This is a genomic window from Nocardia amikacinitolerans NBRC 108937 (genome assembly GCF_001612615.1).
In the GTDB taxonomy this organism is placed as follows: Bacteria; Actinomycetota; Actinomycetes; order Mycobacteriales; family Mycobacteriaceae; genus Nocardia; species Nocardia amikacinitolerans.
The window spans coordinates 102409-125071 of the sequence record NZ_BDAU01000009.1 but is presented as its reverse complement, the minus strand read 5'-3'; the positions used below and the strand labels follow the sequence as shown (position 1 = coordinate 125071).

Annotated in this window: 21 protein-coding genes and 1 pseudogene; 11 read left to right on the top strand and 11 right to left on the bottom strand. The window is 69.5% G+C overall.

What is annotated here, in order from left to right; all coding sequences use genetic code 11:
- Positions 1-68: 68 nt before the first annotated feature.
- Positions 69-1001, bottom strand: coding sequence for a DUF4231 domain-containing protein (locus NAM01S_RS08665; RefSeq protein ID WP_067782110.1), 933 nt, complete (start codon positions 999-1001; stop codon positions 69-71).
- Between the two features lie 65 nt (positions 1002-1066).
- A complete protein-coding gene (locus NAM01S_RS08660; RefSeq protein ID WP_067782105.1) occupies positions 1067-1492 on the bottom strand; it encodes a DUF1707 SHOCT-like domain-containing protein in 426 nt (141 codons plus the stop codon).
- Between the two features lie 171 nt (positions 1493-1663).
- Here NAM01S_RS08660 and NAM01S_RS08655 point away from each other — a divergent pair, with 171 nt between their 5' ends.
- Positions 1664-2749 (top strand): S-(hydroxymethyl)mycothiol dehydrogenase, encoded by a 1086-nt coding sequence (locus tag NAM01S_RS08655; RefSeq protein ID WP_067782102.1) that lies wholly within the window; start codon positions 1664-1666, stop codon positions 2747-2749.
- Positions 2746-3372 carry an MBL fold metallo-hydrolase gene (locus NAM01S_RS08650; protein ID WP_067782099.1) on the top strand — a complete coding sequence of 209 codons (627 nt, stop codon included), beginning with the start codon at positions 2746-2748 and terminating at the stop codon, positions 3370-3372. The genes NAM01S_RS08655 and NAM01S_RS08650 overlap by 4 nt, the downstream gene beginning before the upstream one ends.
- Before the next feature lie 59 nt (positions 3373-3431).
- On the opposite strand, the gene NAM01S_RS08645 is transcribed toward NAM01S_RS08650, so the two are convergent.
- The 8 genes and pseudogenes from NAM01S_RS08645 to NAM01S_RS34845 form a co-directional block, all read right to left on the bottom strand.
- Complete coding sequence (locus NAM01S_RS08645) at positions 3432-3881, bottom strand: DUF350 domain-containing protein (RefSeq protein WP_067782094.1); 450 nt, start codon at positions 3879-3881, stop codon at positions 3432-3434.
- A 39-nt stretch (positions 3882-3920) separates the two neighbouring features.
- Entirely contained in the window at positions 3921-5087 is a 1167-nt protein-coding gene (locus NAM01S_RS08640) for a glutathionylspermidine synthase family protein (protein ID WP_067782091.1), read from the bottom strand.
- Positions 5087-5785, bottom strand: a complete 699-nt coding sequence (locus NAM01S_RS08635; protein ID WP_067782088.1) for a hypothetical protein — start codon at positions 5783-5785, stop codon at positions 5087-5089. Before NAM01S_RS08635 ends, NAM01S_RS08640 begins: the two co-directional genes overlap by 1 nt.
- Positions 5786-5816: 31 nt before the next feature.
- A complete protein-coding gene (locus NAM01S_RS08630) occupies positions 5817-6125 on the bottom strand; it encodes an acylphosphatase (protein ID WP_067782085.1) in 309 nt (102 codons plus the stop codon).
- Between the two features lie 139 nt (positions 6126-6264).
- Positions 6265-6732 (bottom strand): OsmC family protein, encoded by a 468-nt coding sequence (locus tag NAM01S_RS08625; protein WP_067782082.1) that lies wholly within the window; start codon positions 6730-6732, stop codon positions 6265-6267.
- A 137-nt stretch (positions 6733-6869) separates the two neighbouring features.
- Positions 6870-7541 (bottom strand): response regulator, encoded by a 672-nt coding sequence (locus NAM01S_RS08620; protein ID WP_253809573.1) that lies wholly within the window; start codon positions 7539-7541, stop codon positions 6870-6872.
- An 854-nt stretch (positions 7542-8395) separates the two neighbouring features.
- Positions 8396-10870 (bottom strand): annotated as a pseudogene (locus NAM01S_RS08615) (DUF4118 domain-containing protein); the annotation flags it as partial.
- A 71-nt stretch (positions 10871-10941) separates the two neighbouring features.
- On the bottom strand, positions 10942-11100 hold the full coding sequence (locus tag NAM01S_RS34845) for a hypothetical protein (RefSeq protein WP_157107645.1): 159 nt from the start codon (positions 11098-11100) through the stop codon (positions 10942-10944).
- 327 nt (positions 11101-11427) lie between these two features.
- Here NAM01S_RS34845 and NAM01S_RS37210 point away from each other — a divergent pair, with 327 nt between their 5' ends.
- From NAM01S_RS37210 to NAM01S_RS08590, 4 genes are read left to right on the top strand one after another with little or no spacing between them, the layout of a single operon-like run.
- Complete coding sequence (locus tag NAM01S_RS37210) at positions 11428-11655, top strand: potassium-transporting ATPase subunit F (RefSeq protein ID WP_084482669.1); 228 nt, start codon at positions 11428-11430, stop codon at positions 11653-11655.
- Positions 11656-13326, top strand: coding sequence for a potassium-transporting ATPase subunit KdpA (kdpA, locus tag NAM01S_RS08600; RefSeq protein WP_067782074.1), 1671 nt, complete (start codon positions 11656-11658; stop codon positions 13324-13326). It begins immediately after the preceding gene.
- Position 13327: 1 nt separating this feature from the next.
- Positions 13328-15481, top strand: a complete 2154-nt coding sequence (kdpB, locus tag NAM01S_RS08595; protein WP_067782072.1) for a potassium-transporting ATPase subunit KdpB — start codon at positions 13328-13330, stop codon at positions 15479-15481.
- A 1-nt stretch (position 15482) separates the two neighbouring features.
- Positions 15483-16367, top strand: coding sequence for a potassium-transporting ATPase subunit C (locus tag NAM01S_RS08590; RefSeq protein ID WP_067782069.1), 885 nt, complete (start codon positions 15483-15485; stop codon positions 16365-16367).
- A 97-nt stretch (positions 16368-16464) separates the two neighbouring features.
- Here the strand turns inward: NAM01S_RS08590 and NAM01S_RS08585 are convergent, their stop codons facing one another.
- The gene (locus NAM01S_RS08585) at positions 16465-16986 is read right to left on the bottom strand and encodes a hypothetical protein (protein WP_067782066.1); all 522 of its coding nucleotides are present in this window, start codon (positions 16984-16986) and stop codon (positions 16465-16467) included.
- Positions 16987-17178: 192 nt separating this feature from the next.
- Between NAM01S_RS08585 and NAM01S_RS08580 the strand changes: the two genes are divergently transcribed.
- The 5 genes from NAM01S_RS08580 (at position 17179) to NAM01S_RS08560 (ending at position 22635) form a co-directional block, all read left to right on the top strand.
- The gene (locus NAM01S_RS08580; RefSeq protein WP_067782061.1) at positions 17179-17619 is read left to right on the top strand and encodes a carboxymuconolactone decarboxylase family protein; all 441 of its coding nucleotides are present in this window, start codon (positions 17179-17181) and stop codon (positions 17617-17619) included.
- A 59-nt stretch (positions 17620-17678) separates the two neighbouring features.
- Complete coding sequence (locus NAM01S_RS08575) at positions 17679-18767, top strand: winged helix DNA-binding domain-containing protein (RefSeq protein ID WP_067782059.1); 1089 nt, start codon at positions 17679-17681, stop codon at positions 18765-18767.
- A gap of 289 nt (positions 18768-19056) precedes the next feature.
- A complete protein-coding gene (locus NAM01S_RS08570) occupies positions 19057-20244 on the top strand; it encodes a glycosyltransferase family 4 protein (protein WP_067782056.1) in 1188 nt (395 codons plus the stop codon).
- Positions 20241-22376 (top strand): amylo-alpha-1,6-glucosidase, encoded by a 2136-nt coding sequence (locus NAM01S_RS08565; protein ID WP_067782053.1) that lies wholly within the window; start codon positions 20241-20243, stop codon positions 22374-22376. Before NAM01S_RS08570 ends, NAM01S_RS08565 begins: the two co-directional genes overlap by 4 nt.
- Before the next feature lie 73 nt (positions 22377-22449).
- The gene (locus NAM01S_RS08560) at positions 22450-22635 is read left to right on the top strand and encodes a hypothetical protein (protein ID WP_067782050.1); all 186 of its coding nucleotides are present in this window, start codon (positions 22450-22452) and stop codon (positions 22633-22635) included.
- The last annotated feature ends 28 nt before the right edge of the window (positions 22636-22663 follow it).

Here is a 22663-nt window from a genome sequence, read left to right as displayed (position 1 = left end):
TCGACGGGCACCGAGTATCGAGTAGCGCACTACCCGACATGATCTCGGTTCGGTACGCGAAGCGACGCTCACCGTCCATCGGGTTGCGGCTCCGTCCATTTCGCCACCCACGTCTCGTTCTGCTGGGCGATCACCGTTTCGCAGTCGTCGACGAAGGTCGTCCACCGTGGCTCGTCGGTGGGTGAGCCTTCCGCCCGCCACTCGCGCAGCAGCTGCCCGAGCCGACGGGCGGTCGCGGAGTAGCTCATCACCAGGAACTCGTACCGGCGGCCTGCCAGATAACCGGCGACCCCCGCGCCGAGCGTCGTCAGCACGGCGACCCACGGTGTGAGGTTGGCGGCCCAGCTGTTTCGGCCAGAGGCGCCGACGAGGACGGCGCCGAGGGCGGCGACCACCGTCGCGGCCACGCCGAGCAGCAGGGCCGCCCCGCGTAGCCGTCGCGCCCGTACGGCGTATTCGCGCGCCCTGCGTTCGTAGTAGCCGGAGATCTGGCCCTGCACCCGATCCCGCACGTACTCCTCGGGGGTCAGGACCGGCGGCGCGCCGGAGGCGAGCTCGGCGGTGTCGGCACCGTTCGACGTCAGAAATGGCAGCAGATCGTCGGCGGACTCCTCGATTTCGCCTACGGCCTGGAGTAGCCGGAGCACCGCGTCGTCGTCGCGAAAGGGCTGTGCCCCTGCCCGAAACCGGTAGATCACCTGTTTGATGTTCTCCGCGACGGCGCGGGCTCGGGTCCAGCGACGGAGCTCGGCGGGGGTCAGGAATTGCGCGGCCAGGAACGTCGCCAGGGCGAGGCAGACCGCGCCGAGGGCGGCGACGACGAGCTGCGGCATGCTCGAGGTGCGCAAGACGGTGGCGGTCGCCGCCGTGGCGATCGCACCCACGCCGCTGAGGCAGAGGACGGCGACCCGGGTGCGGTCGGCACGCCGCTTCGCGGTGTCGGCGGCGCGGGCCCAGCGCATTCGCCGCGCCCACAGCGCCGCGACGGCCTCGTCGCTCATGACGCCCTCCTCGCCTGCACGCCTCGATTGTCACCTGCCGCGCGGGCGCCGTCCGGGAAAAGCGCCTAACCCGCCCGCTTGCAGCCGTGACCGGATTCCCAGCCGGTGAGCATGCGGAAGACCAGCACCGCGCCCCACGGCCCGATGACCCAGATCGGCCAGGGGTAGGTGAACTCGCCGACGCCGATCGAGATGGCGGCCCAGATGACCAGCACCAGGATGCTGACACCGAGCCAGCTGCCGCCCTCGATGCGCTGCCACACCGGAATCCGCGGCCGCGACTTCGGCGGCGCGGCGGCCTCTTTCGTCAGCTTCGGCAGGTCGGAGAGCACGAGTTGCAGGTCGTCGCGGGTGGTGGTGCCGTAGACGCGCGCGACCCGCTGGTCGTATTCGGCCAGGTCGAGGCGACCGTCGGCCATGTGCCTCCCGAGCAGCCGGACGACTTGGTCGCGTTCGGCATCGGAGGCGCGGGTACCGGGCGAGATGTCCATTCCAGTTCCTATCGACGATTCCACCCTCCACAGTGGAATATTGCCCCTAGCGTGCACCCTCCAATGTGGAATGTCAACCCCGGACTTCGCCGGACACCTCCCCGGGCGGGGTCCGGCACGGCAAGATGGAGCGGGTGCCGACGGCGGCATGCGAGCTTCGAGGAGGATTTCGTGTCCGAAACCGTGCGCGGCGTCATCGCCCGAGCCATCGGCGCTCCGGTCGAACTGGTCGACGTGGTCATCCCCGATCCCGGTCCGCACGACGTGGTGGTGCGCGTCCAGTCCTGCGGCGTCTGCCACACGGATCTGCACTACCGCGAGGGCGGCATCAACGACGAATTCCCGTTCCTGCTCGGCCACGAGGCGGCGGGTGTGGTGGAGACCGTCGGCGCGGCGGTCACGCACGTGGCGCCCGGCGACTTCGTGGTGCTGAACTGGCGCGCCGTCTGCGGCGAATGTCGCGCGTGCAAACGCGGACGCCCCTGGTACTGCTTCGCCAGCCACAACGCGAGCAAGAAGATGACGCTCACCGACGGCACCGAACTGAGCCCAGCACTGGGCATCGGCGCCTTCGCCGACAAGACGCTGGTGCACGAAGGACAGTGCACCAAGGTCGATCCCGAGACCGACCCCGCCGTCGCGGGCCTGCTCGGCTGCGGCGTGATGGCGGGCCTCGGCGCCGCCATGAACACCGGCAACGTCTCGCGCGGCGACACCGTCGCGGTGATCGGCTGCGGCGGTGTCGGCGACGCCGCCATCGCGGGCGCCCGGCTCGCCGGCGCCCGCACCATCGTCGCGATCGACCGCGACCCGCGAAAGCTGACCTGGGCCAAGGAGTTCGGCGCCACCCACACCGTCGACGCGAGCGCCGAGGACGTGGTGAGTCGGGTCCAGGAGATCACCGACGGTTTCGGCGCCGACGTGGTGATCGACGCCGTCGGCCGCCCGGAGACCTGGAAGCAGGCCTTCTACAGCCGCGATCTCGCGGGCACCGTCGTGCTGGTCGGCGTCCCCACCCCCGACATGACGATCGAGATGCCGCTGATCGACCTGTTCTCCCGCGGCGGCGCGCTGAAGTCCTCCTGGTACGGCGATTGCCTGCCGGAGCGCGACTTCCCGATGCTCGTCGAGCTGTACCGGCAGGGCAGACTGCCGCTGGACCGCTTCGTCACCGAGCGGATCGCGCTCGACGAGGTGGAGCGCGCCTTCGCCGCCATGCACGCGGGCGAGGTGCTTCGCTCGGTGGTGGTCTGGTGAGCGCGCGCATCGACCGGGTGGTCACCTCCGGCACCTTCTCGCTGGACGGCGGCACCTGGGCGGTCGACAACAATGTCTGGCTGATCGGCGACGACCGCGAGGTGCTCGTGGTGGACGCGGCGCACGACGCCGACGCCATCGTCGCCGCGGTCGGCGGGCGCCACGTCGTCGCGGTGCTGTGCACGCACGGCCACAACGACCACGTCACCGTCGCGCCAGAACTCGCCGAGCGCTTGGACGCGCCCGTCCTGCTGCATCCCGGCGACGACCCGCTGTGGCGGATGACCCACCCGGACGCCGGCTACCGTTCGCTCGCCGATACGGCGCGAATCTCCGTGGCGGACACCGAGATCGAGATCCTGCACACGCCGGGCCACTCGCCGGGCTCGGTCTGCCTCTACCTCCCGGAGCTGCACGCGCTGTGCACCGGCGACACACTCTTCGCCGGAGGACCAGGCGCGACCGGCCGTTCCTACTCCGACTTCGACACCATCATCGATTCCATCCGCGACCGCCTGCTCACCCTCCCCGACGAGACCACAGTCCACACCGGCCATGGCGAGGGCACCACCATCGGCGCCGAGAAGCCATCACTGGCCGACTGGATCGCCCGCGGCCACTAGTCGGCCCGACCGAAGGTCACATTCGACACTCCGGACACCGTGACGGTCACCTTCGGTCGTCAGAGAATGGCGACCGCGACCACCAGGCCGAGCGCGAAGTGGGCCGCCGCCACCACGAGCACCTCGGTGGTGAACTTCTCCGCGTGCAGCGCGGCCCCGATGTCGATGCCGAGCACGCGCTCGACGACCCGCACCGAGATCACCTGGGCGATGATGCCGACCAGACCGAAGACCAGCGCGGCGATCAGGCCCTCGGCGAGTTTGCCGCCCGCGGCGAAGATCGCGAGCACCACGATGAACGCCATGCTGAGCATGCCCGCCGCCGTGACGATGATCGCGTTGGGCTTGCCCTCGACGACCAGCCCGCGCAGCTTGCCGGGGGTGGTCAGGTCGATGGCGTAGAAGCCGACGAGCATCAGCGCGAGGCCGACGAGCGCGTAGAGGACGATCGCCCCCACGCCTTCGCCGAGCGCGCTCCAGTACCCCGATTCGAGGGCGACTGCGGTCATCGTGGTCCTTCCGGAGGTGTTCCCGTGTGGGTGAGTTGTCTATTCGGTCGGTATGCGGTGCGGGACGAACGCCGCGCCGTCGTCGGTGATCAGGCCCGCCGTCTCCCTGATGCCGAGGCCCGCGGACGCGTCGCCGACGATCCAGGCGCCGAGCACGGGCCGCATGTCGTCGAATTCCGGTAGCGGGTCGAGCAATTGGTACACGAAGCCCTCGGCGCCGTAGACGCCGCCGGTGGCGGTCTCCAGTCCCGCGCCGACGATGGTCATGTTGGCGCCCTCGCGGCCGAGCTTGGGTTTGCGGATGTACTCGGTGAGCTCGTTGGGCTGATCGAGGTAGGCGGGCAACAGATTCGGATGTCCGGGGTACATCTCCCACAGGATCGCCAGGATCGCCTTGTTGCTGAGCAACGTCTTCCACAGCGGCTCGACCCACATGGTCTGCGGCAGGCTCTGCACCACGCGCTTGCCGAAATCGTCGTCGAGCACCCACTCCCACGGGTAGAGCTTGAAGACGGACTCGATCGGCGCCTCGGCCAGATCGACGAAACGCTCCAGCTCCGTGTCGAATCCGACTTCCTCGATGGGCAGCGCGATGGTGTCGAAGCCCGCCTCGGCGGCGGTCTCCTGCATGTAAGCCGTGGTGACGTTGTCCTCGCCGGTGGCGTCGGCGGAGGACCAGGTGAAATGCAGCTGCGGCGAGGGCAATTGGTCGCGCAGCTCGCCCCAGCGCTCGACCAGCTTCTCGTGCAACGAGTTCCACTGGTCGTCGTCGGGGTACTGCGCGGTCAGCCAGTGCCACTGCACGATCGCCGCCTCCAGCAGCGAGGTCGGCGTATCGGCGTTGTACTCCAGCAGTTTCGCCGGGCGGCGCGCGTCGTAGCGCAGGTCGAAGCGGCCGTACACGTGCGGGTCGCCGCGGCGCCAGGATTCGGCGATCGGCTCCCAACTCCATTCCGGCAGACCGAAATCCCGGAACCGCTCGGTGAGCACGACGTGCTCGACGGCGTTCAGGCACATCGAGTGCAGCAGTTCGACGTCGGCCTCGAGCGCGAGGATCTCCGGCATGTCGAACTCGTAGTGCACCGACTCGTCCCAGTACGGGCGCGGCTGGCCGCTGGCGTCGCGGCCCGGTGCGCCGTAGACGAGTCCCTGCCCCTCGATGATCCGCTTCCAGTCCTGGCGCGGCGTGCTGCGAACCCGACGCATCAGGAACCACTCCCGCCGGTGCTCTTGCTGCCGAGACCGCCGCGCTGGATGGTGGTGCCGGACTTCGTGGTGATCTGCGCTCCCTTGGGTTTCAGGGTGGAGCCGCCGACGGGCGGCTTGCCGACGGTGTTGGCGCCGCCGTAGTAGTAGCGGTACTGCGGGCCGCCGCCGTAGATGATGATCGGGCCCGCGTGGCCGTGCGAGCCGCCGCCGCTGTCGTCGACGAAGCCCGCCGTGCCCGGCGTGCAGTACTTGTCCTCGACGACGATCTCCTGGCCGTTCTCGGTCTTCACGCAGTAGGCGGTGACCTCGTCCGGCGCGGTGAGCGCCCGATACGCGAGGTAGCCGCCGCCGACGAGTCCGGCGACGCCGACGATCGCGACACCGCCGATCAGCACGCGTTTGCGAGTGCGCTTCTTGGCCTCGGCCGCCGCCTCCGCCGCGCGCTGCGCCTCCGCGGCGCGTTTGCGGGCCTTGTCCCTGGCGCGAGCCTCGGCGACGCTGGGCGGGCGAGGCTGGGTGACGCCGGGCTCCTGGCGCTGGATGCTGCCCGGTTTCGGACCCGGCGGCGGTTCCTGACCCTGCCCCGGCATGTCCGGCGGCTCGGGCACGTTCAGCTCAGGGGTGGTCCACTCCGGTTGCTCGGCGGGCTCCTCAGGACGCCGTTGGTCCCCGTCGCCCGGGTTCTGCGTGCTCACCGATCCCTCCCCATGCCCGTCGGATCCACCACTAGCGCTCCTCGAATCCGGTCGAATCACCCCGCGGAGGCTCCCAGCTTTCCACAACCAAAGTCACCCGGCCAGGCGTATCGCCCGATCGCAGCAGTTCCAGCAAACGCTCGCACGCCGCGCGGGTGCCCTCCGCGATCACGTGCACGCGTCCGTCGCTGGCGTTGCGCGCGGAACCGACCAGGCCGAGTTCCAGCGCGCGCGACCGCGTCCACCAGCGGAAACCGACGCCCTGCACCGTGCCGTGCACCCAGGCGCCGAGCCGGACCCGGTCGGTGGATTCGGCCGCGCCGTGCGGAGTCTCAGTCATTCGCTCAGGATGCCGTACCGGTCGCCGCGCGCGGCGCAGGGGGCCGGACACGGCGAGCGCCCGGCCGCGGATCGGTGCGGACGGGCGCTCGGGAACGCGTCGGGGCCTCCGAGGCTTCGGACATGGCCCGACAGTGCTGTCAGGAGTCGACGTCGAAGGCGAGCGTGACCTTGGTGCCCGCCTTCAGCGTGCGGCCCACGGTGCACACTTTGTCGATGGCCCGCTGCACGGTGACGAGCAGCCGCTCCCGCGCCGCCTCGTCCAGCTCGCTCAGATCCAGCTCGAACACCTCGTCCAGCTGCGGGTAGACCTCGTTCTCCCGGTCGGCGTCGCCCGCGACGTGGATGGTCGCGTCGAAGTTGTCGCCCAGCTTGCGTGAGAGCGGGAAGTCGGCGCTCAGGCCGGAGCAGGCGGCCAGCGCGATCTTCAGCAACTCGCCGGGCGTGAACACACCGGGCACGCCCTGCGACCCGATCAGCACCTCGGCGCCACGCGAGCTGCGTCCGGTGTACGCGCGGGTGCCGGTGCGCTCGACCCAGAGGGTGGTCGGCTCCACGGTGGTCGACGCCGTGGTGCCGGTCGCAGGGGCAACGGTTGGTTCAGCCATGGGTTCGATCCTGCCATCTTCGTCGGGAACGGCTCACGCCTGGCAACAGTGCGCGGGTGGACGCCATTCCACGGTGCGACCTCGGCCACACCCGCCACTCGACGCCCGTCCTCGACTCGCGCGCGTCCGCGGTGTGCTCAGACCTGGAAGCGATACCCCATGCCCGCCTCGGTCAGCAGGTGCTTCGGCCGCGACGGATCATCCTCCAGTTTGCGGCGCAGTTGCGCGAGATAGACGCGCAGATAATGGGTTTCGGTCGCGTAGGACGGCCCCCACACCTCGCGCAGCAGTTCCTTGCGGCCGACGAGTTTGCCCTTGTTGCGGACCAGCATCTCGAGCATCCCCCATTCGGTCGGCGTGAGATGGACGGCCGCGCCGTTCTTGGTGACCTGCTTGGCGGACAGGTCGACGGTGAACGAATCGGTCACCACCACCGGATCGGACGTCTCGCCGTCGGTCGCGCCGCGCCGCACGGCCGCGCGCAGCCGGGCAAGCAGTTCGTCCATGCCGAACGGCTTGGTCACGTAGTCGTCGGCGCCCGCGTCGAGCGCCTCCACCTTGTCGGTGGAATCGGTGCGCGCCGAGAGCACGATGACCGGCGCGCCGGTCCAGCCGCGCAGACCGCCGAGCACCTCGATGCCGTCCATGTCGGGCAGGCCGAGATCGAGGATGACCACGTCAGGGTGCTTGTCCGCGGCGGCGCGCAGTGCGGCCGCGCCCGTGCCCGCGGTGATCACCTCGTAGCCGCGCACCGACAGGTTGATCCGCAGCGCGCGCACGATCTGCGGCTCGTCGTCGACGACGAGCACCTTGATCGGCGGCGCCTTCGCGGCTTCGGCCTCCGGCCTGATCTCGCTCACCACGAATTCCCGTGCGGCACGATCCGTTTCACCACGTTCCACCACCTTCGTCATCCGGGCGCGCCCCGCCCCGCGCCACCGCCGTCCCTGCCATCCTCCCCCGCGCCGACGCGCTCCCCCGAAGCCGCGCCGGACGACTCGCGACCGTCCCCGGCCCCGGACACCCGCCACTCACTCGCCGCGATTCCGTCGCCCGCCGCCGCTGGAGCTGCTTCGCCCCCGGCCATCGACGCGGACGCGGAACCGTGCCGCTGCGGCACCTCGGCCGCACTCGCAGCCTCGCCCACGATCACCGATCCGGGTGCGGGCGCAGAGCCGTTCTGCCCCGACACCTCGGCCGCACTCGCAGCCTCGTCCACGTCGAGGCCCTCCACCGACGCGGACCCGGAACCATGCCGCTGGGGCACCTCGGCCGCACTCGCAGCGTCACCCCCGCCCTCCGACGCGGACGCAGACGCAGACGCAGAACCGTGCCGCTCCGGCGCCTCGGGCCGACTCGCCGCCCCGCCCTCACCAGCCGCCGACCTGGACGGCTCGATCGCCGAACCATGCCGCTGCCGCACCTCGACCGCACTGGCAGCCTCGTTCGCCTCGCCACCACCCGTGGGCGCCGAAGCATTTCGCTCCGGCACGTCGGCTTCCCTCGCCGCATCTCTCCCGTCGAGTCGGACCTCCGGCCCGGGTGCGTTCGTGGCGGGGATCCGCTCCGGCACGTCGGCCGCGCTCGCCTTCGCACCGTCGCGCCCGACCGCCGACGCCGCGGATCGCATCTCGCCGTTCTCTTCCGCCACAACCGCATCGGCGGCGGGCAGGTCGACCAACATCGTCAGCCCGCCGCCCGGTGTCGGCTCGGCGCGCACGACGCCGCCCATCGCCTCGACGAAGCCGCGCACCACCGAGAGGCCGAGGCCTACGCCGGTGGTGTTGTCCCGGTCGCCGAGTCGCTGGAACGGTTCGAAGAGCTGTTCCTCCGCGCCGGGCGGCACCCCCCGTCCGCGGTCGACCACCGCGATCGCGACGTGGTCGCCGTCGCGTTCGGCGGTCACCCGCACCGGGGTGTCGGGCGGTGAGTGGCGGATCGCGTTGTCGATCAGATTGGCGAGCACCCGCTCCAGCAGACCCGCGTCGGCCAGCGCCGACACCTCGCCGACGGACACCTCCACTCGGTCCATCGCCGCGCGCCGCAGTCCGCGCGCGCCCATCCCGACGCTCACCAGCGCACGATGCACCACCTCGTCCATGTACACCCGGCGCAGCTGCGGGCTCACCACGCCGACGGCCAGTCGCGAGGAGTCGAGCAGGTTGCCCACCAGCGCGGTCAGCTGGTCCACCGATTCCTCGATGGTCTCCAGCAATTCGGTGGTGTCCTCCGGGGAGAACTCGATGTCGTCGCTGCGCAGACTGGACACCGCGGCCTTGGCGCCCGCCAGCGGCGTCCGCAGGTCGTGGCTCACCGCCGAGAGCAGTGCGCGACGCAGGCGGTCGGCCTCGAGCAGCGCCGCCGCGGCGCTCGCCTCCTCGGCCAGCTTCGCCTGGCGCAGGAGTGCCGCGGCCTGGTTGGTCACCGCGTTGAGGACCGGCAGGTCGGCCGCGTCGAGCGTGTGCCCGGCCAGCAACAGCTGGCTGGCGCCGTCCCCCGCCTCGATGACGGTGTCGGCGGCGCTCGTTCGCTGTGGCGGTTCCGTGCCGACCTGGGCGACGACCGCGCCGCCGCTCATCATGCTCACCGCCCGCAGCCCGAACGTCTCGCGCACCTGTTCGAGCAGATTGGGGAGATCGGCGCCGTGCAGCACCGCACCGGCGAACATGGTCAGCAGTTCGGCCTCGCGAGACGCCTTGCGCGCCTGTCTCGTTCGCTTGGCGGCGACATCCACCAGCGCCGCGACCGCGAGCGCGACGAACAGCATCACCACCACGGTGACGAAGTTGTCCGGTTCGGCGATGGTCAGGCTGTAGCGCGGATCGGTGAAGAACCAGTTCAGCAGCAGTCCCGACAGCAGCGCCGAGAACGAGGCGGGCAGCACGCCGCCGAGCAGCGCGACCGCGACGACCCCGATGAAGAACACCGCGCTGAGCCCGCCCAGCTGGAGGTAGGTGTCGAGCACGGCGCTGAGCGCGCACACCAGCGTCGGGACCAGGATCGCGGCGGTCCAGGCGAGAGCAGGCTGACGCGGCACGAGTCCGCGCCAGCGCAGGGCGCGATGGGCCTCCTCGTGGGTGACCATGTGCACGTCGATCTTCCCGGAGCGCTGCACGACAGACGAGCCGATGCCCTCGTCGAAGATCCGCGCCCACCGGGAGCGCCGCGAGGTGCCGAGCACCAGCTGGGTCGCGTTCACCTCGCGGGCGAATTCCAGCAGCGTGCCGGGCACGTCGTCACCGGTGACGGTGTGCAGCGAGGCGTCCAGGCTGGCGGCGAGCTCGCGCAGCCGGGCCAGCCGTTCGGTCGACACGCCCGCCAGCCCGTCCCCGCGCACCACGTGCACGACGACCAGATCGGCGCTGGACTTCGTCGCGATGCGGCTCGCCCGGCGCACGATCGTCTCGGACTCCGGGCCGCCGGTCACCGCGACGACCACGCGTTCGCGCGCCTCCCACAGCTCGGTGATGTGGTGGTCGGCGCGGTACTTCGCCAGCGCGGCGTCGACCTGGTCGGCCAGCCACAGCAACGCGAGTTCGCGCAGCGCGGTGAGATTGCCGGGCCGGAAGTAGTTGCGCAGCGCGGCGTCGACCTTGTCGGCCGCGTAGACGTTGCCGTGGGAGAGTCTGCGCCGCAACGCCTCCGGCGTGATGTCGACCAGCTCGACCTGTTCGGCGCCGCGCACAACGGCGTCCGGCACCGTCTCACGCTGCTGGATGCCGGTGATCCGCTCGACCACGTCGTTGAGGCTCTCCAGGTGCTGGACGTTGACCGTCGAGATGACGTCGATGCCCGCGTCGAGCAGCTGCTCGATGTCCTGCCAGCGCTTCTGGTTGGCGCTGCCCGGCGCGTTGGTGTGCGCGAGTTCGTCCACCAGCACGACCGCGGGCGCGCGGCGCAGCACCGCGGCCACGTCCAGCTCCGGGAATCGCGCGCCGCGGTACTCGATGATCTTCGGCGGAATCCGCTCGATACCGGCCAGCAACTTCTCGGTCTTGGCCCGGCCGTGCGTCTCCACCACCGCGGCCACCACGTCGCGGCCGCGCTCCAGCCGCCGGTGGGCCTCGCCCAACATGGCGTAGGTCTTGCCGACACCGGGCGCCGCACCGAGGTAGATCCGTAGTCGACCGCGCTTCACGTGTCCATCATCGCGCGTCCGAGCAGCCACGCCGCGAATCCCTCGGATCAGTCGACCCGCCGCACCGCGCCTCACGCATCGACGGTCCACGCGGCATCCCGCGGCCGGACGCGCCGGCCCCCGACGCTCACCCGCCGCGGCCGGACCGCCTCCCCGCGCAGCGCGAACCCCCGGATGACCAGCGCGCAGCACACGAAGCCGAGCAGCAGCGCGACGGTGACGGTCGACATATCGATCCTCTCCACAGAACGAGCAGGGCACCGGTCGCGCTGGATGTGCCCCGCCTCGCCGGCCCCATCAGGAATACCGCCGCCGCAGCCGCCCACCACGGATCCTTACGTTCTATTGACGCCTTCGACACCGTCCTTGACGCCATCTTTGTGTGCATCCACGTGGGGTGTGATCAGCGCCGCAACCTGCACGAACCCGCTCGCGCGCTGGCAGCCGCGTCGCGACGGCGAGTCCGTCCCGCGGGCCGAGCGACGGGCCCGTCAACGAACCGTCAATGCCGCGGCGCCGAGCGCTAAGAACTCGTCAGGGAACCGGCGTCGGCCCGGATGGGGCGCTTGACTCGCTGTGCGCTCCACATCCGGGAGCCGCAAGGAGGTTCGGAAAGTCATGTCTGTCGTGGTGTTCACCGCGCTCACCATCGCGGTGTTCGCACTGCTGGGTCTGATTCAACGAGGGGTGGAGAAGCTGTGACCGCGAACCTGATCGGTCTCGCGCTCGCCGTCCTGGTCGCCGTCTACATGGTCGCGGCCCTGCTTTTCCCCGAGAGGTTCTAGGTGAACACGACAACCGCGGGGATCGTCTTCGTGGCGTCCCTGGTCCTCGCGCTGGCCTTGGTGCACCTCCCGCTCGGCGACTACATGTACCGGGTCTACAGCAGCGCGAAGCACACCCGCGCGGAGCGGCTGATCTACCGCGCGATCGGCGCGAAGCCGGAGGTCGAGCAGACCTGGGGCGTCTACGCCCGCAGCGTGCTCGCGTTCTCGGCGGTCGGCATCCTGTTCCTGTTCTTCTTCCAGTTGATCCAGGACAAGCTGCCGCTGCACCTGAACGATCCGGCGACCGAGATGACCCCGGCGCTGGCCTGGAACACCGCGGTCAGCTTCGTGACGAACACCAACTGGCAGAACTACTCCGGCGAGTCCACCCAGGGACACCTGGTGCAGATGGCCGGGCTCGCGGTGCAGAACTTCGTCTCGGCCGCGGTGGGCATTGCCGTCGCGATCGCGCTGGTGCGCGGCTTCGCCCGCAGGCACACAGGCGATCTCGGCAACTTCTGGGTCGACCTGGTGCGCGGAACGCTGCGCATCCTGCTGCCGATCGCGTTCGTGTTCGCGATCGTGCTGGTGGCGGGCGGTGTCATCCAGAACTTCCAGCTGCACGACCAGGTCGCGCAGACCATCGCGGGCGCGCAGCAGACGATCACCGGCGGGCCGGTCGCGAGCCAAGAGGTCATCAAGGAACTCGGCACCAACGGCGGCGGCTTCTACAACGCCAACTCGTCGCATCCCTTCGAGAACCCGACGACCTGGACGAACTGGATCGAGATCTTCCTGATCCTGGTCATCGCCTGCTCGCTGCCGCGCACCTTCGGTCGCATGGTCGGCAGCGCCAAGCAGGGCTACGCGATCGTGGCGGTGATGGGCACGATCGCGCTGACCAGCATCGCGCTGACCAATCTGTTCCAGCTCCAGCACCACGGGACCGCGCCGACGGCCATCGGCGCCGCCACCGAGGGCGTGGAAACCCGCTTCGGCGTATCGAATTCGGCCACCTTCGCGGCCTCGACCACGCTCACCTCGACCGGTGCCGTGGACTCGTTCCACGATTCCTACACCAGCCTCGGCGGCCTGATGACGATGTTCAACATGCAGCTCGGCGAGGTCGCGCCCGGCGGCGTCGGCTCCGGCCTGTACGGCATGCTGATCCTCGCGGTGATCACCGTCTTCGTCGCGGGCCTCATGGTCGGACGCACCCCGGAGTATCTCGGCAAGAAGATCACTCCGCGCGAAATCAAGCTGGCGGCTTCGTATTTCCTCATCAGCCCGCTGCTGGTGCTGACGTTCACCGCGGTCGCCATAGCGCTGCCCGGCCAGCGCGCGAGCATGCTCAACGGCGGGCCGCACGGTCTGTCGGAGGTGCTGTACGCCTTCACCTCCGCCGCCAACAACAACGGCTCCGCCTTCGCGGGCCTGTCCGGCAACACCGAGTGGTTCAACACCGCGCTCGGCCTTGCCATGGTGCTCGGCCGGTTCCTGCCGATCGTCTTCGTGCTCGCGCTCGCCGGATCACTTGCCAAGCAGGGCACAACGCCCGCGTCGATCGGCACGCTGCCGACCCATCGCCCGCAGTTCGTCGGGCTGGTGGTCGGCGTGACGGTGATCCTGGTCGCGCTCACCTTCCTGCCCGCGCTCGCGCTCGGGCCGCTCGCCGAGGGAATCCACTGACATGATCGGTACCGCAACAGAACCGGCCGTCCGGCCCGAGACCACGCCGGAACGCGGCGAGCACAAGGTGGCGCGCGGGGTGCTCGATCCCGCCTTGCTGCTGACCTCGCTGCCCGATGCCGTACGCAAGCTGGATCCGCGCACGCTGTGGCGGAATCCGGTGATGCTGATCGTGGAGATCGGCGCACTGTGGTCGACCGTGCTCGCGATCGCCGATCCGAGCGTGTTCGCCTGGGCCATCGTGGCGTGGCTGTGGCTCACCGTGCTGTTCGCCAACCTGGCCGAGGCTGTCGCCGAGGGACGCGGCAAGGCGCAGGCCGATACGCTCCGCAAGGCCAAGACCGACACCATCGCACGCCGCCTCGTCGAATGGTCGCCCGGCGCGCGAGTGGTCGAAGAGCGGGTCGCCGCACCCGAATTGCGCCGCGGCGACCACGTGGTGGTCGAGGCGGGTCAAGTGATCCCCGGCGACGGTGACGTGGTGGAAGGCATTGCCTCCGTGGACGAATCGGCCATCACCGGCGAATCCGCCCCGGTCATCCGGGAATCCGGCGGCGACCGTTCCGCCGTCACCGGCGGCACCACCGTGCTCTCGGACCGGATCGTCGTCCGGATCACCCAGGAGCCGGGACAGAGCTTCATCGACAAGATGATCGCCCTGGTCGAAGGTGCGAGCAGGCAGAAGACGCCGAACGAGATCGCGCTGAACATCCTGCTCGCCGCGCTGACGATCATCTTCGTGTTCGCCGTCGTCACCTTGCAGCCGCTGGCCATCTTCTCGAAGGCGAACAACCCCGGCGTGCCGGACACGGCGGCGCTGAACGCCGACGGCATCACCGGGATCGTCATGGTCGCGCTGCTTGTCTGCCTGATCCCGACCACCATCGGCGCGCTGCTGTCGGCGATCGGCATCGCGGGCATGGACCGCCTCGTGCAGCGCAACGTGCTCGCCATGTCCGGCCGCGCGGTCGAGGCCGCGGGCGATGTGAACACGCTGCTGCTCGACAAGACGGGAACGATCACGCTCGGCAACCGGCAAGCGTCGGAATTCGTTCCGATGCCAGGCATTCCGGACGACGAGCTGGCCGACGCCGCGCAGCTGTCCAGCCTGGCGGACGAAACGCCGGAAGGCCGTTCGATCGTGGTGTACGCCAAGCAGGCCTACAACAAGCGCGAGCGCACGCCCGGCGAGCTGACCGGCGCGACGTGGGTGGAATTCACCGCGCAGACCCGCATGTCGGGCGTCGACCTCGCCGGAGGTCATCGGCTGCGCAAGGGCGCCGCGAGCGCGGTGACCGAATGGGTGCGCGCCAACGGCGGTTCAGTGCCCGACGAGATCGGCGTCATCGTGGACGGCATCTCCGCCTCCGGCGGCACTCCCCTCGTCGTCGGCGAGATCGACGGCGGCGTCGCCCGGTTGCTCGGCGTGATCCACTTGAAAGACGTGGTGAAGCAAGGCATGCGGGAGCGCTTCGACGAGATGCGCAGGATGGGCATCCGCACCGTCATGATCACCGGCGACAATCCGTTGACCGCCAAGGCGATCGCGGACGAGGCGGGCGTCGACGACTTCCTCGCCGAGGCCACCCCCGAGGACAAGCTCGCCCTGATCAAGAAGGAACAGGACGGCGGACGGCTGGTCGCCATGACCGGCGACGGGACCAACGACGCCCCGGCACTGGCCCAGGCCGACGTCGGCGTCGCGATGAACACCGGCACCTCGGCGGCCAAAGAAGCGGGCAACATGGTCGATCTCGACTCCGACCCGACCAAGCTCATCGAGATCGTGGAGATCGGCAAGCAGCTGCTCATCACGCGGGGCGCGCTGACCACGTTCTCCATCGCCAACGACATCGCGAAGTACTTCGCCATCATCCCGGCGTTGTTCGTCGGGCTGTTCCCCGGCCTGGACCTGCTGAACATCATGCGTCTGTCCAGTCCGCAGTCGGCGATCCTTTCCGCGGTGATCTTCAACGCGATCGTCATCGTGGCGCTGATCCCGCTGGCGTTGCGCGGCGTGCGCTACCGCCCGTCGCACGCGTCGAAGCTGTTGAGCCGCAACCTGACCGTGTACGGCCTCGGCGGCATCGTCGCGCCGTTCCTCGGCATCAAGCTCATCGATCTCGTCGTCCACCTCCTCCCCGGGATGTCCTGAAATGCGTATGTCCACTTGGATCCGGCAACACCTCGCCGCGCTGCGCGCCCTGCTGGCGCTGACCGCGATCACCGGAATCGTCTATCCGCTGGCGGTTTTCGCCGTCGGCCAGCTGCCGGGGCTGAACGACAAGGCCGACGGCTCACTGCTCACGTCGGAGGGAAACGTGGTGGGCAGCAGCATGATCGGCCAGTCGTTCACCGACGCCGACGGCAACGCGCTCGCCCAGTACTTCCAGAGCCGCCCGTCCGCGGCCGGTGACGGCTACGACCCGCTGTCCACGGGGGCGAGCAATCTGGGACCCGAGGACATCGTGGACCAGAACGTCTTCGATGCCGAGGGCCGGGCGAGCCTGTTGAGCACCGTGTGCGCGCGCAGCAAGGAGATCGGCGACCGTGAGGGGGTCGACGGTTCCCGGCCGTTCTGCACGAACGACGGTGTCGGCGCGGTGCTTTCGGTGATCGGTCCGCGCGACGCGGACGGCGAGATCTCGCACCCGGTCCAGGTGATCAGCGTGAACCAGGCGTGCCCCGCCGTGCCGTTCGTCGACGCCTACCGCGGCGTTCGGGTCGAGTGCGCCGAGCCGGGAGTCGACTGGTCCGTCGGCCGTCTCGTGCCGATCCGCGGCGACGCGCCCGCCGACCCGGTGGTGCCCGCCGACGCGGTCACCGCGAGCGGCAGCGGCCTCGATCCGCACATCTCCCCCGCCTACGCGGAGCTCCAGGTGCCGCGGATCGCCAAGGAGCGCAACGTGTCCGAGGCGGATGTGCGCGGGCTGGTCGCGGCGCACACCGAGGGAAGGACCCTCGGGTTCCTCGGTGAGCCGCGGGTCAACGTGGTCGAGTTGAATCTCGACCTGGACCGCACCCACCCGTTCCGAGGCTGAGCCTCGGGCGCACCGAAACGAAGGCAGCCCCGCGCCGAGTGCCGGGGCTGCCTTCGTGCGGTGGGACCATCCACCGCCCAGTACGAAATATGCTCGGTTACACCGCGGTTCGGGCGGTCAGGTCGTCCAGCAGGATCATGACCTCCCCTTCCCGCTTGACGACGTCGGTGAGCCGGATCTTCAGCGCAAGCAGGTCGGCGTCGGCGATCGCGTCGGCGGGCTCGTGACCGAGGTGCTGCCAGTCCGGGCCCGCGGTGATGTCGCCGAGCACCAACTCTCGCTCACCCTGTTCGCCGCCGAGGCGCGCGGACACCCGGATCGACGCGTGCGGCGAGCGCACCCACAGGTTCACCACCGCCAGCCGGCCGGCGATCGAGAACGACTGTCCGGGCTTGGCGACGAGCTCGACCTCGAGGTCGTTCTCCGCCGACTTGACCAGCAGCACGAGCGCCCGGTGATCCTCGCCCGCGACACCGTCGGCGTAGACGCCGGGCGTCTTGCTCGGCGCGCCCTCGGCGAACGTGGTGAGGTGCGTGCGGCCCGCCCCGTCCCCCGCGAGCTCCCACTTGTCCTTGTTCTCGAAGTCATCGAGCAGCACCTCGACCGATGCGTTCGACATCCCCGCCGTCCCTTCCCTGCGTCGCATCCCACCGGACACCCTCCGGCTCGCCATGAACCCTACAAGTCGGCGAGTCCGCCCGCCGCGCGAGGACACGCACCGGCCGGGTCCGAAGCCCGTGCGATGTCACGTTTCTCGGCGCCGTTCCGTCTTTGTTGGTGTAAGGCGAATTCTCGACGAAAGGACGAGCGCATGTCACGGATGAAGCTGCCGCAGTTCGCGCCCGAGATCTACCAGGCATGGATCGCCGCCGAGGGCGCGATCCAACGCGGCCCGCTGGACCCGGTGGTGCGGGAACTGGTGAAGATCCGAGCCTCCCAGATGAACGGGTGCCTGTTCTGCATCGACATGCACACCACCGACGCACGGCTGGCGGGCGAGACCGAGAAGCGCATCTACCAGCTCGACGCCTGGCGCGAGTCGGAGCTCTACACCGACGCCGAGCGGGCCGCGCTGGCCTACGCCGAAGCCGTGACCCGCCTGGACGTGCACGGCGTGAGCGACGAGATCTGGGCCGAGGTGGAGAAACACTTCGAGGAGGGCGCGCGGGCGGGCCTGGTCGCCCTCACCGCGATGATCAACATGTGGAACCGGATCGGCGTGCCGCTGCGCATGCGGCCCGAGCCGGTCTGACGGGGCGACGAGCGGGACGGACCGGTCGGATTGTCGGTGCCCTCGGCCAGGATGGGGTCATGACGGAACTATCGCTACGCGAGCTGAACCGGACCCTGCTGCTGCGCCAGAAGCTGGTCGAGCGGGTGGATCTGACGCCGTTCGAGCTCGTCAGGCACCTCGTAGCGGTGCAGGGCCAGGAACCCAACTGGCCCTACATCGGCCTGTGGACGCGCTTGGCCGAGTTCCGGCACGACGATCTCGCCGCGCTGCTGCGTGATCGAGAGCTGGTGCGCTCCACCATGATTCGCCGCACCGTGCACCTGGCCGACAGCGCCGACTTCCGCTGGCTGCGCCCCACCGTGCAGCCGGTGGTCGACGCGGCGCTCAAAGCCGCGTACTACCGCGAGGAGATCGACGGCATCGATCTGGCCGCGCTCGCCGCGGCGGGCCGCGAGCTGCTTGCCGGAAAGCAGTTGAGCCGCAGCGACTTCGGCAAGCTGCTCGCCGATCGGTTCCCGGACCGGCACGTCCGCAGGCTCGCCGAGACCGTCGAACTGCTGGTCCCGCTGGCGCACGGCCCGGAAACGGGGACGTGGGGCCGGTGGCGCAACCGCTACGTCACCGTGGGTCTGGCCGAGGAGTGGATCGGCGCGCCGATGGCCGAGCCCGACCCGGCCACGCTCATCCGGCGCTATCTCGCCGCCTTCGGTCCGGCGACCGTCGCGGACATGCAGGCATGGGCGGGCATCACCCGCCTCGCCGAGGTGGTCGACGAGATGCGCTCGGAGCTGGTGGTCTACACCGACGACCGGCACCGCGTGCTGTTCGATCTGCCGGACGCGCCACTTGCCGATCCGGATCTCGACGTCCCCGTGCGCTTCCTGCCCGCCTTCGACAACGCGCTGCTCGGCCACAAGGACCGCCGCAGGATGATCAGCGAGGAGGACCGCCAGCGCACCGCGAAGGAAGCCTCGGCGGGCGTGCCCGTGTACCTCGTCGACGGATTCGTGCACGGCCGCTGGGCGCTGGAGGACGACACCGTGCGCATCACGCCGTGGCATCCACTCTCGGCCGCGGACGAGGCCGCCCTCCGAGCGGAAGCTGTAAGTTTGCTGGAGTTCGCTACGCCCGACGGGCATGGAAAGATTTTTGTGGAGAGCGCCTAAAGATCCGAAAAAACCGCTGCCGATAAGCACAAATTCGAGACGGAACTATCGGTACGATAACGGATCGAAGAAGATTTCCAGCAACAGCTTGGTTTGAGCCTCGCCAAACGAGGTACAACCCCTTCGGCCTCCCCTGACACGTTCCACTGTGACAGGCCAACCAAGCCCCATGGACGGCGGTGAAGTTCTCGCTCCACCTCCGCCGGCGGCGGCCACCACGTTAGGCACCCGGCGCATCGGTGTGCTGGGTGGATGCGAGTGCAATGGTTGTGTCCCTGGAAGGAGGGTCATGAGCGCAGTGTTCTCGGCGCCGGTTTCGGCGCAGCGTGTGGCTTCGGATCTTCTCTCGATCGATCACCCTGGTACCCGATTCCGCATTGCCATGGTTGTTCCGCCCTATTTCGACGTGCCGCCGAAGGCTTACGGCGGCGTCGAGGCGGTAGTCGCCGATCTGGTCGATTCGTTGGTAGCGCGTGGCCATGATGTGACGCTGTTCGGTGCGGGCGAGCCGGGTACCAAGGCTCGCTTCGTTCCCCTCTGGGATCGGGCACTGCCCGAACGCCTCGGCGATCCGTTCCCCGAGGTGGTGCACGCGCTGAAGGCGCGAAGGGCGATCGAACGCCTGCACGCGACACACGGCGTCGATCTCGTGCACGACCACACCTTCGCCGGTCCGCTCAACGCACCGGCGTACTACGGCCTCGGACTGCCCACCGTGGTGACCGTGCACGGACCAGTGCAGGACGACTGCTACCGGTACTACCAGGCGCTCGGCGACGAGGTGTCGCTCGTCGCGATCAGCGACCGCCAGCGCGCGCTCGCCCCCGACCTGCACTGGGCCGGGCGGGTGCACAACGCGCTGCAGGTGGCGGACTGGCCGTTCCAGACCGAGAAAGAGGACTACGCGCTGTTCCTCGGCCGGTTCAACGAGTGCAAGGCGCCGCACCTGGCGCTGGAGGCCGCGCACGCCGCCGGAATTCCACTCATCCTGGCTGGCAAGTGCAGCGAACCACCTGAGCTGGCGTACTTCGAAGAGAAGGTGCGCCCGCTGCTCACCGACCGCGATCACGTCTTCGGGATGGCCGACGCCAAGGCCAAGCGCAAGCTGCTCGCCGGTGCGCGCTGCCTGCTGTTCCCGATCCGCTGGGAGGAACCCTTCGGCATGGTGATGATCGAATCGATGGTGTGCGGCACACCGGTGGTCGCGCTGCGCGGCGGCGCGGTCGAAGAGGTGGTCGTCGACGGCGTCACCGGACGCATCTGCGACGATCCCGCCGAATTGACCGCGGCGATCGCCGAGGTGCAGACGATGGATCCGGCGGCGTGCCGGGCCCACGTCGAGGCGAACTTCGGCGCCGACGGCGCGGGCCGCGGCTACGAGCAGGTCTACCGCAAGCTGCTGCGGCCGAAGAACCGGGTCGCCACCCGTGTCGCCGAGCCCACCGTGCCCGTCGCGGTCGCGGGCAGGCTCGCGTGACGGGAGCCTCCGCCGCGAGCGGCCCCGCGCCGCTCAACTCGGGTGAACCCGCGGGCTTCGGCGGAGCCGGGTCGGTGACCTTGGTGGAAGGTGGCACCTTCTGCCTGTCCAACCGGCTCGGCGACGTCGAGCCCGGCCGCCCGCACGGGCTGTTCTTCCGGGACGCGCGCGTCCTCTCGCGGTGGGAACTGCTCGTCGACGGCAGACCGGCGGAGCCGCTGTCGGTCCTCAGCCCGGAGGCGTTCATCGCGCGATTCGTCATGCGCAGGCCGCCGCATGCCGGGCTGGCCGACAGCACCCTGCTCGTCGTGCGCGAGCGCATCGTCGCCGACGGCATGCACGAGCTGCTCACCTTGGAGAACATGGGCCGCGAACCCACCGCGGTCACCTTGGAGCTGCACGTCGACGCGGATTTCGTCGACCTGTTCGCGGTCAAGGAGGGACGCGCGGGACATCTGCGCGCCGATGTGACCGTCGCCGAGAGCGAACTGCTGCTGCACGATCGCTCCGACCGGATGCGGGGTATCACTATCTCGGCCACCGTGGAACCCTCGGTGCTGCCCGGCACACTGGTGTGGCGGGTCGTCGTTCCGGTCGGCGGCAAGTGGCAGACCGAGGTCATCGCGCAGCCGACGTTGGGCAACCAGCAGGTGCAGATGCCGCTCACGCCCGGCGAGCACATGGGTTTCAGCGCACCGTGCCGCAAGATCGCGGCGTGGCGCGACACCGCCACCGACATCTCCTCGGCGGACCCGGTGCTCACCCAGGTGCTGCGCCGTACCGAGAGCGATCTGGGCGCGCTGCAGATCCACGACGACACCGGTGAGAGCAGACCGTTCGTCGCGGCGGGCGCGCCGTGGTTCATGACGCTGTTCGGGCGCGACAGCCTGCTCACGGCGTGGATGGCGTTGCCGCTCGCCGTCGACCTGGCTCTCGGCACGCTGCAACAGCTGGCGGAACTGCAAGGGCAGGAACTGAATCCGCTCAACGAAGAAGAGCCGGGCCGGATCATGCACGAGATGCGGCGCGGCCCATCGGGCGGGCAGGTGCTCGGCGGCAACATCTACTACGGAACCGCCGACGCCACACCGCTGTTCGTGATGCTGCTCGCCGAATGCCATCGGTGGGGCGCGGATCCGGCGGCGATCGAGGACTTGCTGCCCGCCGCCGACGCGGCACTGGAATGGATCACCGAGTACGGCGACCGCGACGGCGACGGTTTCGTCGAGTACCGTCGCGCCACCGATCGCGGTCTGATCAACCAGGGCTGGAAGGACAGCTACGACGGAATCAACGACGCGGGAGGACATCTCGCCGAGGCTCCGATCGCGCTGTGCGAGGTGCAGGGCTATGTGCACGCCGCCCTGCTCGCCAGGGCCGAACTGGCCGAAGCCTTCGACGAGATGCGCCTGGCCGGGCGCCTGCGCGAGCGGGCGGCCGAACTGCGCGGCAAGTTCACCGAACAGTTCTGGATGCCGGATCGCGGCTGGTACGCGGTCGCGCTGGACGGCACCAAACGCCACGTCGACGCGCTGACCAGCAATGCGGCGCACTGTCTCTGGGCGGGTATCGCCAGCGACGAGCACGCCGAGGAACTGGTGCGTCAACTGGCCAAGGAGGAGATGGACACCGGATTCGGGCTGCGCACCCTTGCCTCCAACATGGGCGCCTACAACCCGATGAGTTACCACTGCGGCTCGGTCTGGCCGCACGACACCGCGATCGCCGTCGCCGGTCTGCTTCGCTACGAGCACGTGCCAGGCGCGACGAAGCTGGCCACCAGGCTGGCCACCGGATTGCTGGACGCCGCGAAGGCTTTCGACGGGCGCCTGCCCGAGTTGTTCTGCGGATTCCCGCGCTCCCGGTTCGCGGTACCGGTGCCCTACCCCACGTCCTGCTCGCCGCAGGCGTGGGCGAGCGCCGCGCCGCTGCTGTTGGTGCGTGCCTTCCTCGGCCTGAATCCCGATGTGCCGCATCGCACGCTGACGGTGCGGCCGCGACTGCCCCAGTCCTGGGGCCGGGTGACTCTCACCGCGCTGCGCCTCGGCGACGTCAGCGTCGATCTGGAAGCGGAGGGTCATCAGATTCACGCGGCACGACTGCCGGACGATTGGCAACTGATCACGCTGTGAAACGCTCATGACAACGGCCCGCGCACGGGAATCGGGCATCCCGCAACGCAGTGTCGCGGGCTGGAGGTGCACGATGCAGACATCCCAGGACAAGCGGGATCTGTGGAGCACTCAGCACAGAGACTGCGGAATCGAACCGACCGACCTGGACATGGAACTCGCGCAGTTCCTACGCAGCGTCCACGCGGGGCACGGGCCGGACTGTCGCCAATACCTCGCGGCTGCCGCCTACTGTTTCAGCAACACCGAAACACCCTGAGCGGCAACCCCGCACCGTGTCGCGACCG

Coding starts and splice junctions, on each gene's coding strand:
- NAM01S_RS08665 (WP_067782110.1), bottom strand. CDS start 1,001: ATGAGCGACGAGGCCGTCGCGGCGCTGTGGGCGCGGCGAATGCGCTGG.
- NAM01S_RS08660 (WP_067782105.1), bottom strand. CDS start 1,492: ATGGACATCTCGCCCGGTACCCGCGCCTCCGATGCCGAACGCGACCAA.
- NAM01S_RS08645 (WP_067782094.1), bottom strand. CDS start 3,881: ATGACCGCAGTCGCCCTCGAATCGGGGTACTGGAGCGCGCTCGGCGAA.
- NAM01S_RS08640 (WP_067782091.1), bottom strand. CDS start 5,087: ATGCGTCGGGTTCGCAGCACGCCGCGCCAGGACTGGAAGCGGATCATC.
- NAM01S_RS08630 (WP_067782085.1), bottom strand. CDS start 6,125: ATGACTGAGACTCCGCACGGCGCGGCCGAATCCACCGACCGGGTCCGG.
- NAM01S_RS08625 (WP_067782082.1), bottom strand. CDS start 6,732: ATGGCTGAACCAACCGTTGCCCCTGCGACCGGCACCACGGCGTCGACC.
- NAM01S_RS34845 (WP_157107645.1), bottom strand. CDS start 11,100: ATGTCGACCGTCACCGTCGCGCTGCTGCTCGGCTTCGTGTGCTGCGCG.
- NAM01S_RS37210 (WP_084482669.1), top strand. CDS start 11,428: ATGGGGCGCTTGACTCGCTGTGCGCTCCACATCCGGGAGCCGCAAGGA.
- kdpB (WP_067782072.1), top strand. CDS start 13,328: ATGATCGGTACCGCAACAGAACCGGCCGTCCGGCCCGAGACCACGCCG.
- NAM01S_RS08590 (WP_067782069.1), top strand. CDS start 15,483: ATGCGTATGTCCACTTGGATCCGGCAACACCTCGCCGCGCTGCGCGCC.
- NAM01S_RS08585 (WP_067782066.1), bottom strand. CDS start 16,986: ATGTCGAACGCATCGGTCGAGGTGCTGCTCGATGACTTCGAGAACAAG.
- NAM01S_RS08580 (WP_067782061.1), top strand. CDS start 17,179: ATGTCACGGATGAAGCTGCCGCAGTTCGCGCCCGAGATCTACCAGGCA.
- NAM01S_RS08575 (WP_067782059.1), top strand. CDS start 17,679: ATGACGGAACTATCGCTACGCGAGCTGAACCGGACCCTGCTGCTGCGC.
- NAM01S_RS08570 (WP_067782056.1), top strand. CDS start 19,057: ATGAGCGCAGTGTTCTCGGCGCCGGTTTCGGCGCAGCGTGTGGCTTCG.
- NAM01S_RS08560 (WP_067782050.1), top strand. CDS start 22,450: ATGCAGACATCCCAGGACAAGCGGGATCTGTGGAGCACTCAGCACAGA.